The organism is Vibrio qingdaonensis (genome assembly GCF_026191675.1).
Taxonomy (GTDB): domain Bacteria; phylum Pseudomonadota; class Gammaproteobacteria; order Enterobacterales; family Vibrionaceae; genus Vibrio; species Vibrio qingdaonensis.
The window spans coordinates 1-13,277 of the sequence record NZ_JAKRRY010000062.1 but is presented as its reverse complement, the minus strand read 5'-3'; the positions used below and the strand labels follow the sequence as shown (position 1 = coordinate 13,277).

11 protein-coding genes are annotated in these 13,277 nt (G+C 45.1%); 5 read left to right on the top strand and 6 right to left on the bottom strand.

Annotated elements, in window-relative coordinates:
- From MD535_RS24285 to MD535_RS24275, 3 genes are all read left to right on the top strand, one after another.
- Window positions 1-660, top strand: a 660-nt coding sequence (locus MD535_RS24285; protein ID WP_265677761.1) for an efflux RND transporter periplasmic adaptor subunit, incomplete at its 5' end; no start/stop codon positions are given.
- Window positions 661-672: 12 nt separating this feature from the next.
- On the top strand, window positions 673-3,762 hold the full coding sequence (locus MD535_RS24280; protein ID WP_265677760.1) for an efflux RND transporter permease subunit: 3,090 nt from the start codon (window positions 673-675) through the stop codon (window positions 3,760-3,762).
- A 447-nt stretch (window positions 3,763-4,209) separates the two neighbouring features.
- Window positions 4,210-5,370, top strand: a complete 1,161-nt coding sequence (locus MD535_RS24275) for an MFS transporter (protein ID WP_265677758.1) — start codon at window positions 4,210-4,212, stop codon at window positions 5,368-5,370.
- Window positions 5,371-5,466: 96 nt separating this feature from the next.
- On the opposite strand, the gene MD535_RS24270 is transcribed toward MD535_RS24275, so the two are convergent.
- Both MD535_RS24270 and MD535_RS24265 read right to left on the bottom strand, forming a co-directional pair.
- Entirely contained in the window at window positions 5,467-6,615 is a 1,149-nt protein-coding gene (locus tag MD535_RS24270) for a DUF1501 domain-containing protein (RefSeq protein WP_265677756.1), read from the bottom strand.
- 7 nt (window positions 6,616-6,622) lie between these two features.
- A complete protein-coding gene (locus MD535_RS24265) occupies window positions 6,623-7,984 on the bottom strand; it encodes a DUF1800 domain-containing protein (protein ID WP_265677755.1) in 1,362 nt (453 codons plus the stop codon).
- Window positions 7,985-8,285: 301 nt separating this feature from the next.
- Here MD535_RS24265 and MD535_RS24260 point away from each other — a divergent pair, with 301 nt between their 5' ends.
- Window positions 8,286-8,447 carry a hypothetical protein gene (locus MD535_RS24260; protein WP_265677754.1) on the top strand — a complete coding sequence of 54 codons (162 nt, stop codon included), beginning with the start codon at window positions 8,286-8,288 and terminating at the stop codon, window positions 8,445-8,447.
- Between the two features lie 189 nt (window positions 8,448-8,636).
- On the opposite strand, the gene MD535_RS24255 is transcribed toward MD535_RS24260, so the two are convergent.
- The 4 genes from MD535_RS24255 to MD535_RS24240 form a co-directional block, all read right to left on the bottom strand.
- Entirely contained in the window at window positions 8,637-8,987 is a 351-nt protein-coding gene (locus tag MD535_RS24255) for a hypothetical protein (protein ID WP_265677753.1), read from the bottom strand.
- 25 nt (window positions 8,988-9,012) lie between these two features.
- A complete protein-coding gene (locus MD535_RS24250) occupies window positions 9,013-10,335 on the bottom strand; it encodes a peptidoglycan DD-metalloendopeptidase family protein (RefSeq protein WP_265677751.1) in 1,323 nt (440 codons plus the stop codon).
- 165 nt (window positions 10,336-10,500) lie between these two features.
- A complete protein-coding gene (locus MD535_RS24245; RefSeq protein ID WP_265677750.1) occupies window positions 10,501-10,794 on the bottom strand; it encodes an isoamylase early set domain-containing protein in 294 nt (97 codons plus the stop codon).
- 118 nt (window positions 10,795-10,912) lie between these two features.
- Window positions 10,913-11,536, bottom strand: a complete 624-nt coding sequence (locus MD535_RS24240) for a hypothetical protein (protein ID WP_265677749.1) — start codon at window positions 11,534-11,536, stop codon at window positions 10,913-10,915.
- Between the two features lie 335 nt (window positions 11,537-11,871).
- On the opposite strand from MD535_RS24240, the gene MD535_RS24235 reads away from it, so the two are divergent.
- Window positions 11,872-13,242 (top strand): YjiH family protein, encoded by a 1,371-nt coding sequence (locus MD535_RS24235; protein ID WP_265677747.1) that lies wholly within the window; start codon window positions 11,872-11,874, stop codon window positions 13,240-13,242.
- Window positions 13,243-13,277: the final 35 nt, after the last annotated feature.

Below are 13,277 nucleotides of genomic sequence, written 5' to 3'. Positions count from 1 at the left end.
GCGGAAATGGATGCACTAGATAGCGAAGTTAGCGTATTAAACTCAAGCCTACTTGGGCTGAAAGCCTCACGAAATGCAAACCAATTACGCCAGCAAAAATCAACAATCCGTGCCCCCTTTTCAGGCATCATCAGCCACCGTTTTGTCACCGTTGGTGATGTAGTCAATGTTGGAAAACCAACATTAACCGTCTTATCAAATCAGGCCAAAGAAGCCGCGATCGGCATTCCAGCTAAGCAGCTAAACAAAGTATCTGCGCTGGCTTCCCCACAAATTAGAGTCGGGAAAAGCACCTATTCTGCAACACTTATCAATCCAGGCGCCATTGTTGATATCCATTCTCGAAGTGTTGGGTTGCGCTATGTATTACCCAACAACCTTGGTTTACTAGAAGGACAACTTGCTTACCTCGATTTTGATGAAAAGTACCACAAAACTGGGTTTTGGGTGCCGATTTCAGCCCTAACCGATGGCATGCGTGGTGTATGGAATGTCTACATTATCAACAGTAACGACACAATAGAAAGCCGCACGATACAGGTGCTATTTGCCGATCAAAATAAGGCCTACGTTCAAGGTGCGATTCACGCAGGCGAACGAATTGTCGCCAGTGGTTTACACAGAATCGTACCTGGTCAGCAGGTCAGCCCTTCACAATAGTAGGTAGGTATCATGAATTTCGTTAAGGCTATCGCTAATACTCGACTATTGATATTAATTACAACGTTGTTATTGGTCAGTGGATACGCAGCCTACTCTACCTTGCCTCGAGCAGAAGACCCCATTATCAGTAATCGCTTTGCAACCGTTACCACCGTCTTGCCGGGAGCCAGTGCTGAGCGCATCGAAGCTCTGGTCACTGAAGTCGTTGAGAACAAGTTACGAGAACTCAATCAAATTAAGGTACTCACCTCAACATCCCGTCCAGGTGTATCAATTGTTACCGTTGAACTCAATGATGATATCACTGAGCCTGAACCGGTTTGGTCACAAACCAGAGACAAGCTTGCCGATCTCCCCTCGTTGCTACCCGATGGTACCAGTGCGCCTAAATTCGATAGTGACCACACCTATGCCTTTACCAGCATCATTGCATTAACTTGGAATGATGCCAGCGACGTAGACTTATTAATATTAGGTCGCTATGCAAAAGAGCTGGCTTCGCGCTTACGTAATCTCTCTGGTACCGAGTTCGTTGACGAATATGCACAACCCAAAGAGGAAATCCTCGTCAGCCTCGATACCTCCTCTGCTGCCGCGCTGGGACGATCTAGTAGCAATGTTCTTGAATCTTTGCATGGTGCCGACGCTAAAAACCCTGCAGGCGAACTGCTCAGCCTAAATCATCGCTTTGGGCTAGAAATTGCGTCCGAGCTAGACTCGCTCAACCGTGTAAGGCAAGTTCCCATTAATGTCGACGGTAAAGGGCACATGGTTCGTCTTGAGGACATTGCGACCGTTAGCCGGATGCCAAGCTTACCTGCAACCGAACTGGCCTACATCGACGGAAAAGTGGCTGTCATCGTGGCTGCTCGAATGCAGCAGGATCTGAGAGTTGACCGCTGGTCGGCAAGTATGGAAACGCTGGTCGAACAATTTCAACGTGATATTCCTAGCAACATTCATGTTGAGGTTATTTTTGACCAACAAGGGTATACCGATGCCAGAATGGGCGATCTTCGAAACAGTCTACTTCTTGGCTTTGCTCTAATTTTAATCGTTCTACTACTCACGCTAGGGGTAAGAGCCGCTATTTTAGTTGCCATTGCCTTGCCATTAACGTCAATGCTAACGCTAACGTTAATGAAAATAACTGGCTTACCGATTAATCAAATGTCAGTGACTGGACTGATTGTCGCGTTAGGCATCATGGTCGATAACGCCGTGGTGATGGTCGACACTATTCAGCATAATCGAGTGTTAGGCCAATCTAAATCCAACGCCACACGCGCTGCGCTCAAGCACCTATGGCTTCCTTTACTTGGCTCTACGCTGACCACGGTTCTTGCGTTTATGCCTATAATTTTAATGCCGGGTGCAACCGGTGAGTTCGTCAGTGGCATCGGCATTACCGTATGTTTCTCTCTCATTGGTTCATACCTTATTTCTCATACCCTAATTGCCGGCTTCGCTACCCGCTTTTTACCCGCACATTATCAAGGTCGTCATTGGTACCATAGCGGGCTTTCGATTCCAGCCATGTCAAAATGGTTCGAGGCTAGTGTTCGATCCGCCATTCGACGTCCGATGGTCGCCATCGCTTTGGTGTTGGGCGTCGCAATCACCGGTTTTTGGAGTACGACGCAATTAACTGAACAGTTTTTTCCTCCCTCCGACCGAGATATGTTCGAAGTTCAAATTTTTCTTCCTCCACAAGCAAGCATTGTTCAAACGAGCAATACGGCAATGCGTGTTGATGACATCATCCGTACCTACCCTAGTGTGGAACACACTAACTGGATGATTGGCGCCAATTTCCCATCGTTTTACTACAATTTGCAGGCCAACCAACAAAATGCGCCATACTTCGCGCAAGCCATGATCAAAACTAAAGACTTCGCTGATGCAAACCGTATTATTCCCTTGATCCAAAATGCCTTAAATCATCAAGTTCCTCAGGCACAGATTTTAGTTCGAAAACTTGAACAAGGTCCTCCATTTAAGGCACCAATTGAACTCAGAGTATTTGGAAACAACTTGGATACACTGAAATCTATTGGCCAAGACATTCGCCTTATCATGTCAAATACCCAGCATGTTACTCACACCAGAGAAACGCTACAGCCAGGGTTACCGAAAGTGAAGCTCATGGTTAACGAAGAGGCCTCACAACTCAATGGTATTACATTAAATAAATTCGCTCGTTTACTTCAAACAACACTCATTGGCCGTAACAGTGGCACCGTTTTAGAAGGTGGGGAATCCATTCCTATTCGAGTTCGCGTTTCCGACGATGAACGGGAAAACATTACCCATTTAGGTAATCTACGATTACCTATTGCCTCGGAGAACTATTCAACGGGTATAAGTGTCTCTACCCTTGCAGAAATGGAACTGACCACCAGCAGAGGGGCGATAACTCGCCGTGGTGGACAACGGGTCAACACTATTGAAGGCTATATAGAGTCAGGTGTATTACCTCAAGCGGTACTTATTGAGTTTAAACAAGCGCTGCAAAACTACACGCTACCTCCCGGCTACCATATTGAATTTGGGGGGGAATCTGCTGGCAGAAATGAATCCATTAATAACTTAATATCAAACGTATTTGTCGTGGTGACTTTAATGGTATTGGTTGTGGTCATGTCGTTTAATTCATTTCGGATCAGCAGTATCATTTTCACGGTCGCAGGTCTGTCCGCGGGTTTAGGCATCTTATCCGTGTACTTATTCAATTACCCATTTGGTTTTACCGTGATCATTGGCCTACTCGGTGTCATCGGTCTTGCGATCAATGCTGCCATTGTCATATTGGCTGAATTAAAAGCGCGCCCCGAGACCAGTACTGGCGATGACGAAGCTATCGTCGACGCCGTCATGTCATGCACTCGCCATATTACCTCAACAACCATTACCACCGTTGGCGGTTTCATCCCATTAATCATTGCAGGTGGAGGGTTCTGGCCGCCATTTGCGATTGCGATTGCTGGCGGTACCGTACTAACGACGATTATTTCATTCTATTATGTCCCAGCAGCCTACCGGTTGCTGTGTGGTAAGCACCCTAAACACCTCAGCTCTACACAAGTGACTGGAGGCTGATTATGCACTTCACATAATCGCTAAATGAGCGCCATGACCCTGACTTGCTTTTATCACAAAGTGAGGACGGGTCATTCAATTTGCATCGCGCTATTGACTTAAATCGCAACAAGTCACGCATCATATGTTTCTTCTTTACCCACTCAACAACACACGATATATAAAACGACCTCATAATTTCTTTTCTTATCACCACACGTCACACTCGCCGATATTTTCTTTGTCAACAAAGCGCCACACACCCAATATAATTCAATTACTTACATGAATTATCGCTAGGGTCATTGACGCTCATTTTCCTTAGCAATTTTCAAAATATTTCGATAACGATTTTTTGTCGTCATGGTCATTTTTATTCGTTTTACTCTTTGATACTCAAGCCTCATAGTCGCGGTGATTTCTTAATCACTCCCCCTTTTCTTTTTACCAACCAATGAGGATCCTGCCTTGGAAAACACTCACGATTTCGCAGTTAAAGCTGGCTTTAAAGTACCGGTAATTGCGCTATCACTTTATGCCGTAGCATCAGGTTATCTTATGAGCCTGATCCCACTTATGCTTAACGAATATGGTATTGATGCCAGTCAAGCAAGTTGGTTGGCGAGTGTATTTTATGCCGGATTACTTGTAGGCGCGGTGGCTATTGAGCCCGCTGTGAAATACGTCGGGCATCGTATCGCTTTCGTAGCGTGCCTTGCCGTTTTCGTACTCACTATTATTGCGCTACCTTTGCTGCCTGTTGCCAGCGTTTGGTTGGTCGCTCGTTTTATCGCTGGTATTGCGGTGGCTGGGGTGTTTGTTATTGTTGAGTCTTGGTTGTTAACCGGTGACGAAACAAGCCGAGCGAAACGTCTTGGCTTGTACATGGGTTCACTGTATGGCGGCTCAGCACTGGGGCAGCTTGGTATTGGTCTGATTGGCGTTCAAGGCATTATGCCTTTCATCGTTATTTTGACCATGCTTAGTGCAGCCATTATGGTGTTGCTCTTCATCCCAACACAGCAGCCACAAAGTGCACATTCAACGCCATTAACATGGAAGCAAATGAGCAAATTAAGCCACGCAGCCATCATTGGATGTATTGTGTCAGGTTTAACACTCGGTTCGATTTACGGTCTTATGCCGGTAGAGTTATCGCACCGCAATGTGTCTCAAGGGCACCTTAGTGCTCTAATGGCGTTAGTGATCTTGGGCGGCATGGCAGTACAACCTATTGTGCCAAAGCTCATTCATAAAGTGGGCCGTACGCCACTGATGGGTATGTTTTGCTTGGTCGGTGTATTTGCGATCGGGTTAGTGATTTTAAGCAGCGACCTTAGCGTATTAGCGGTCAGCTTATTCCTCATCGGTTTTTCATGCTTCGCACTCTACCCGATTGCGATCAATCTAGGTTGTGACAAACTGGATGAAAACAATATTGTCTCTGCAACACAAGTGATGCTCTTTTGCTACAGCATTGGCTCAGTTGCAGGGCCCGTTATTGCCGATTGGTTTATGAATGGTACACAAGGCCTTATGGCATACTTGCTTGCGACTATGATGGCAACAGCCATTTACATGATCATTGCAAGCATTACGACCAAGAAGCACATGGTGGCTGGAGAGTAATCTCTTCGCCTGACCATTTCTCCGGCAATTCGTCTCTCTAGTTTCTCCCGCTACTATCACCGACAAGCCATCGAGTCTAACTCGATGGCTTAACTTTTAAGCTTGTTTTGTTGTAATCAAGCCTGTCATCGGTGTAATCGCCTCACTATCTGGGAACACATTCAGCAACGTACCGCTTTCCGCTAGATAATGATCAGCAAGCACGCCCTTTATGACAGCTCTCACATCCGTCGTAGGAGCTAAATCTCTGCCTTCGAACAATTTATCATCAGCTAAACCCGGCCAATCAGAAACTACTTGCCCTTTTTTAATCGCGCCACCAGCTAATAACATGACATTTGCCGTGCCATGATCTGTGCCTTTGGTGCCATTTTCTCGTGCGGTTCGACCAAACTCACTCGCACACATTACTACCGTTGATGACCACTTTTCACCTAAAGCGGATTTCAGTGCCAGCAACCCTTCATCCAATTTTTTCAGCTGGTTTGCTAGTCGTCCCTGAGTGGTTCCCTGCGCTGAGTGTGTATCCCAACCGCCAAGCTCTAGCACCGCAATATTGGGCCCTTGTGGTGAGTTAATAAACTTACCCGCCTGCGTCATCAAGTTAGCAAATTGCTTGCTTTGACTTCCTGTCCCTAGCATCTTCTCTAACTTCATCGCTTCTGAGAAATTGGAGCCAAGCTCGGGGTCGGATTGGAACAGATCAGATAAGATCAGCGCTTGCTCTTCTTTCGCCTTAAGTTTGTGAGGATACCAACTACTTACTTTCATCTCTCCCTGAGCAATTAACGGTAAACCAGAATCGATGGCTATCGCTAAGTTACGCTTCTCACTCATCAAAAATCGATTGAGCCACCCTTCCCGTTCAGATGGATGTAATGTGCCATTTTCTAACACCTTCTGACCATCAAAATGCGATCGACTGCGATACCCAGTGGCACAAGCATGAACAAACATCGCCTCATCGTTTTGATACCACTCAAAGACATTTTTGAGCGCCGGGTTCAACCCATAACCACCATCTAACCCTTGCAGTTCATTGGCGTTAAAAGCTAGGTTCGGTCTAAGCACCGAGTACGCTGTATCAAATGTCGGTACCACCACATTCAGTCCATCCATCGCGCCTCTTAGTGTCACCCATACGAAAACATTCGGGCTTGCAGTTGCGGCAAAGGCGAGATTAGGTAGGCAAGTCACTAGCGACGTTGCACCAATGCCTTTCAAAAAATTTCTACGTGATGTCATTGTTCACCTACCTATACTGAAACTGAGGACTCATCCACAGCACCACCAACTTGGACACGGCATCTTGCGCTTTCTCAATCGCCACAAGGGTGTGCTCATCAACATTCTTGCCATACAGCCTTTGAAGGATATTATCGATATAGTCTTGCGGACGCTGTTTATTGCGCTTTAATTGTCGAACCGCAAGTTGTGCGACTTGATTCGCTACCTGCCATCGTTGAGTCAACCCCGAAGCACTATTATAGTCAGCATCTTGATCCGACCACCCGGCAGGCGAACCCGCCATGAAAGGCTCTTGCCCAAGCTGCCGTAGCATGTAATGCATTTGCTTTTGATTAGGCTCAAAATCTGCGCTACGTAATACGGCGAAATACCACTCTTGCGGCGTTCTAAATCTTAAGTACTGCGGCTCATTTGCTAATGGGCTAGCTATTAGCATCTCGTAAACTGGCATCAACTGACCTTTTTTTTCCAGCCATACGCTCGCCAACGCCTCAACTAATTCTTCATGACCAGCACCGTAAAAGTGCTGGACTAACTTTCCACACACATGCCGCGCGGTCTCTGGACGCAATGCTAAGTCCGCTAAACACGCGATGCCCTGCGCTTCGCCCTCTTGCGAGTAAACCGTATTTAATACTTGTATTGCCCCCGGTTCATGCAAGGCTGGTCTAAAAATATAGCCCGCCTCTTTTGATCCCATGGTGACTGTCCAGCCCGTAATGCCCTGCGCAAGTTCTATGACATCCGTTTGTGTATAACCACCACTCACACCCAATGTGTGTAATTCAAGTATCTCCCGAGCAAGGTTTTCATTCAGTCCTTTATTGCGTTTCTTGCCCGCTTTTGAATTCGGCCCAATAGACTGATGGTTATCCAGAAACATCAGCATAGTCGGGTGCTGACAGACGGCAATCAACATAGAACTAAAGTCCGACTTCCAAGCCGTACGAATGACATCATTTTCGACGCCAGACGCAATAGGCCGCACACGTCGCGTGTCAGCAGAAATCGCAAAGTGGTTGCTCCAAAATTGAATGAGCCGTTCTTGGAGTCCATAAGGTGAATAAAGTGATTGAAGATTACGCGCATGAACAAGGGTTCGGTAACTCTCTTGAAAGAAAGCGTTATTGGTTTTAGAGAACGTCTGTTTTTCTTCCGGAGTCTTGGCATCCTTACGTCGACGGTTCAGTTCACCCATATGCGCCAGCATTTCAGAGGTCGAGGGCAGCTCGGCGATCAATTCATTGGTATAGTTATCTACCTGAATCTGCTTTTCCGGCGAAAGAGGAGTGCTAGCATCTCCAACCCGTATACCTAACCCAAATCGTTGTGGAGCGGTCACCGCCCGAATTTGCATACTGTCCATGCTACCTCTTACCTCACTGTCACCTTTCCCGCTTTTATTTTAGACTGAAAGCATAAATAGCAACACTGATAAACGTGGTCAAAACACACAATACATACAAATAATCCATAAGATGCTTACGCAATATTTTTGTTATATATATCTGTTTTTATGCTCTTTTAGGTCATCGTTGCGTTTTCTTTTTCTCTTGTTATCAAATTTGATAACTAGCCCAAAGAAACAACACTTCACGCAGAATAAAAGATGCACAAATGTTACTCAGTTGTTATATTTTGTATATTAGCAAAGGAGAGAAAACGAAATGGACGAATTACAATTTTACGTCACTCATGACTATTGCCCAACCTGCAATGCCGTCACGACACAGGATGTGTTTGAATTGAATGAGCAACATACTCATGATGGTCAACAAGTAGGTGTGAAAACCGAGCACACGTGTGAACGTTGTCAGTCTTCCTATTAGTCACTTCGATTATTAGTTACGATTCGGTTTATAGCGAAGATTCGGTTTGATAGCAGCAATCGGCTTAGTTAACCCTATTGCACAGCTAGTCATGATGAATAAAAGATAAAAAACGGCGCTCATTATAGAGCGCCGTTTCTATTTAGTCTTTATTTTGTGTTCTTGTCGGTTTTTGCGAAAGCAAATGACCTATGAACGTTTAGGTTGCATATAGGTTTTGCCGGCCGCTTTGTACGTGTCGCTTTGCTTTAAGTCAAAAAGAGCATCAAAGAACCAAGCGACAAATTTGATGACGTCATCCCCTTCGTTCATGATGTGCTCGACATACTCTTCATCTGCACCAGCATCATTGGTTCGAACAGACACATGATAGATACGTTGTTCACCATCAACATCCGCCAAAGCAAACTGACCCGTTAGGCTTTCTGCCGCTTCTGCAACGTCTGCATCATCACATGCTTTTAGTGCGTTTAACGCATCAGGTAGTACTTTAAATAAGCACAGTTCTTTTACCAACTTTTCGAATTCATCTTGTTGCATTAGTGTCACCCTATTGTCGTTACGATTATAAGCTCGCAACTTTCATTTCTTGTTTCTTAAGCATCGCATCCAGCTCATCTCGACGGGCGATAAATTGCTTAAGTTCGCTCTTTGGCACAGAGTCTGCCATAGGAATGTTTGCACGCATAGCGTTAACCGGTCTACCACGTACGATTAGCTCATAATGCAAATGGGGACCGGTTACACGCCCAGTAGCACCAGATAAGCCAATGCGTTGCCCGCGGGTAATTTTCTGTCCCTTTTTCACCAGTATTTTACTTAAGTGTAGATAACGCGTTTTATATGGACCACCGTGGTCAACAACAACATACTTACCCGCATAAGGGTGATTCCTCACCATGGCCACAACACCATCCCCTGTGGTTAACACCGGCGTACCAGTGCGCACACCAAAATCGGTACCATTATGTGGCGAAACTCGTCCTGTCACCGGGTGGCGACGGTTAGGATTGAAACCCGATGTAATTCGGGTGTTTTTTACTGGGTAGCGCATAAACGCACGTTGCAGGCTTTCACCTGCGGCATCGTAGTACTGACCATTCGAATGCAAATAAGCCGAGTACATAGCGCCACGGTTAAAAATTTTAATCGCTTGAATTTCCGAGTTTCCCGTTGGTACACCCTCTACCGTTTGACTACTTTTGACGACTTCAAATTGATCGCCAGCACGTAAGTCTCGAGCAAAATTAATCTTATCTTTTAATAAGGTAACCACTTGACTAATTTCATTTGGACCGAGGCCAAGCTTATTGGCAGAAGCTGAAAAGCTGCCATTAATCTCACCGACTAGCGCCGCACTGCTCCAAACCCCTGGTATTGAAATATCTTCGAATTCAAAGCTACCGTCATCCAGTCGATGATACACGGCTTTTTCTGCGACATTACGACCTAATTCTAACTTAGTCAGAGCTTGAGTTTCCTCATCCTGCCAAAAGCGAATTTTATCGCCAGGACGCAGCGTATCTAGTACCAAGAAGTTCAGGTCTGTTTCCATTACAGACATCATATCTCTGTAAGGGAAACCAAGCTGATCAAAAATTTGGCTTAAACTGTCACCAGATTGAACCGTATAAGCGTATTTAGGAGGCTGAACCTCTACGGTTTTATTGGCTGACAATGCCTCGACGATAGGAGAGTCATTAAGATCTAAGTCAACCGTTCCTTTTAACGTAGAGTCAGGCAGACTGTGTAAAAAAGCAAAGGCGGCCAAAAACGGCACGGTGAAAGCAATGCTTCTTTTCAATTTTGAGTTACGAGCCTGAGTGCTTGCCGCACTTGGTTCGCCCGGTATTTGATTTGATTGCACAATGGTTCCAATGCAGCTCATAAGAAGGCTAATAGAGTAAACTTTTCTGATGTCAATTGCATCAGTCGTTAGGGAAAGAAAACGTAAAACATGTGATTAGAATGTAAAAAAGCGAAGCTATGAGCTTCGCTTTTCATAAAAAGGGTACCATTTCGATTAGACCGTTCTAACTTAGACCGTTCTAACTTAGGCAGTTCTAACAATACAGTTATCAGCGCCGAAACCATTCGGCACATAGTGGTCCGCTTCGGCATCGTTCACCCACTCGGTATCATTAACCAGATAACGGAATTGATACTCCGCACCTTTTGGCAGTCGAGTACGGTATTTAAACGACTTAGATTTGGCGACTTTCTTCATTTGAATTGGCTGCCAATCATGAAACTCTGCCATCAACACCACACTATCAACATTCGCTGCATCGAGTTCGAACGTTACCTCTACTTCATCTTTCGTTTTAAAAAAACGCTTATTGATCATCGCAAGCTCCATTTGTACAAAAAATAACAACATCTAGGTGCATACTATTCAATTAAACTCACATTCACAACACTGAGAGCACGACAAAATCATCAAACAGCCCAATAACACACGAAACCTATTGGCAGTTTAGTTGATTGATTTTTGCAGTTTCACACGTTAACGTGACCTCTTTCTGCGGGCTCTCACTCATCGCCTGCCCTGCAGCATGCTGTTTAAAACGCACTTCAATAGGATGTTTCCATTCCACCTTAGACACCTGCACCCTGTCACCAAGCAACACCGAGTCTACAAGAATGATCCTTTGTCTTGCTGTATCCCAATCAAACAATCCTAGGTAATAAAACACACCTGACCCTTGATTACTAACCGCAAAAGGAACAATGACTTTGGACAACACACCTTGTTCCATTTGCTCTTGTTTAAATTGATACAACAAGTAAACATGACCGCGCTCCATACCGTTATCGTATCGTCCCGATGCGACTTGCTTAACCTGGTCAATATCAGTAAGTAAAGAAAACGCGCTGGTCTCTGGCACCTGAAGCGTCCAAGGGTTTGGCGTAGATAATCCTAGAATTTGATTGACCACCTCATCACTTTGCATTTGCTGTGAGGGAAATTTGGCTAAGATCTCTTCATCCGTTAACGAGAATCGATAAACCCCTGCAATGACAACAATAAGCAACAAGACAATAGGCACCAATAAAATGAGTGGGATAGGCAACTTTTTTCTTTTCATACTGGTTTAGCTCTGATTCCATATTTTGAAACAATTCCATTTCGATACCCTATGTCTTCGGTACCACCTTTGCTTTAGATTCTATCGTGTCGCGAGTGAACTCGCACGTTCAAAGTCTAGCTTACCCACTATACTGTAACCATCGCTAACGCCACGGATGAATAAAGCAGGGCAAACTTTGCGGAGATTATGAATATTTAGTCTTCATTGATGAATAGTATTGCTTCGACGAGCAAAAAAAAGTAATCTTTGCCCCACTTGAGCAAATATGGATGTTTAGTGAATAATCAAGCGATGGAACCGCTGATATTAACTAGTTGTAACACGAGATAAAAATGCAAAATAGCGCTCAACCTGTCCCTGAGACAGGCAAAAAAGGCAATTTCTGGATGTTTTTCATCCCGTCATTAGTGGGTTTATTCCTGTTTATGGCACCTATTAGCTACGATGGTGGTTTGACGATTCCTGTCGCCGTTTTAGCCAAATCTCTACAAGCGGCAGTGGGCGACATTATCGTCCCTCTTGTCACCGCAATTATTGCTTTAATGGCAGCAGCGTCTATTTTAACTCGCATTTTTAAGCCTGCTTTTATCAACAATAACGATTTCCTAAATGGCCTATTCAACCCAAGTCCAATGTGGTTAGCGGTAAGACTTATTGGTGGCATTGCTGCCATGATGACTTACTTTCAATTTGGTCCTGAAGCCATTTGGGAAGAGAACACTGGTGGGTTGGTCTTAGAGGGCTTATTACCAACACTGTTTTCGGTATTCATCTTCGCTGGATTATTGCTTCCATTGCTGCTCAACTTCGGTCTATTAGAGCTGTTTGGCGCGCTATTAAGTAAAATTATGCGCCCGATATTCAACCTACCTGGCCGTGGCGCGATTGACTGTATGGCGTCTTGGCTTGGAGATGGCAGCGTCGGTATTCTATTAACCAGTAAGCAATACGAAGCCAAATTTTACACCATGCGCGAAGCGGCGGTGATTGGTACGACCTTCTCAGCGGTGTCGATTACGTTTAGCCTTGTGGTTATTGCTCAGATTGAATTGGAACACCTATTCTTACCATTTTATGGCGCTATTTGCTTAGCGGGTATCGTTGCTGCCATCATTATTCCTCGCCTTCCACCACTTAGAAATAAGAAAGACGTATTTATTGACGGCACTAAACCTGCCGCCGATGCCGAGGTCACCCCTACTGGTATGTCTACCTTCTCTTGGGGTTTAGATATGGCGCTTAAACGCGCAGGCACGGTGACTTCTGCTAAGTCAGTATTTGGTGAAGGTATCAAGAATGCCGTCGACATGGTCTTTGGTGTCCTTCCTGTAGTCATGGGTTTGGGTACCGTTGCTCTGGTCATTGCGGAATACACGACCGTGTTTGAAGTATTAGGCACTCCGTTCATCCCATACCTAGAGTTATTGGGTGTTCCAGAAGCTGTGGCAGCGTCGAAGACGATTGTTGTTGGTTTTGCTGACATGTTCATCCCGTCGATTCTTGCCGCTTCCATTGATAACGAAATGACGCGCTTCGTCATTGCAGCAATGTCGGTTACTCAGCTTATTTACATGTCTGAAGTCGGTGCTCTGCTGTTAGGCAGCCGTATCCCAGTTAATATTATCGAACTGTTCGCTATTTTCATCTTGCGTACACTGATTACGCTACCTGTGATTGCGGGTGTTGCTCACCTGATTTTCTAATCACGAATACGAAAATCAAAGGCTCGCTTCGGCGA

Excerpts from the sequence above, each read along its gene's own strand:
- MD535_RS24280 (WP_265677760.1), top strand. The coding sequence starts at position 673 with ATGAATTTCGTTAAGGCTATCGCTAATACTCGACTATTGATATTAATT.
- MD535_RS24270 (WP_265677756.1), bottom strand. The coding sequence starts at position 6,615 with ATGACATCACGTAGAAATTTTTTGAAAGGCATTGGTGCAACGTCGCTA.
- MD535_RS24265 (WP_265677755.1), bottom strand. The coding sequence starts at position 7,984 with ATGGACAGTATGCAAATTCGGGCGGTGACCGCTCCACAACGATTTGGG.
- MD535_RS24260 (WP_265677754.1), top strand. The coding sequence starts at position 8,286 with ATGGACGAATTACAATTTTACGTCACTCATGACTATTGCCCAACCTGC.
- MD535_RS24255 (WP_265677753.1), bottom strand. The coding sequence starts at position 8,987 with ATGCAACAAGATGAATTCGAAAAGTTGGTAAAAGAACTGTGCTTATTT.
- MD535_RS24250 (WP_265677751.1), bottom strand. The coding sequence starts at position 10,335 with ATGAGCTGCATTGGAACCATTGTGCAATCAAATCAAATACCGGGCGAA.
- MD535_RS24245 (WP_265677750.1), bottom strand. The coding sequence starts at position 10,794 with ATGATCAATAAGCGTTTTTTTAAAACGAAAGATGAAGTAGAGGTAACG.
- MD535_RS24240 (WP_265677749.1), bottom strand. The coding sequence starts at position 11,536 with ATGAAAAGAAAAAAGTTGCCTATCCCACTCATTTTATTGGTGCCTATT.
- MD535_RS24235 (WP_265677747.1), top strand. The coding sequence starts at position 11,872 with ATGCAAAATAGCGCTCAACCTGTCCCTGAGACAGGCAAAAAAGGCAAT.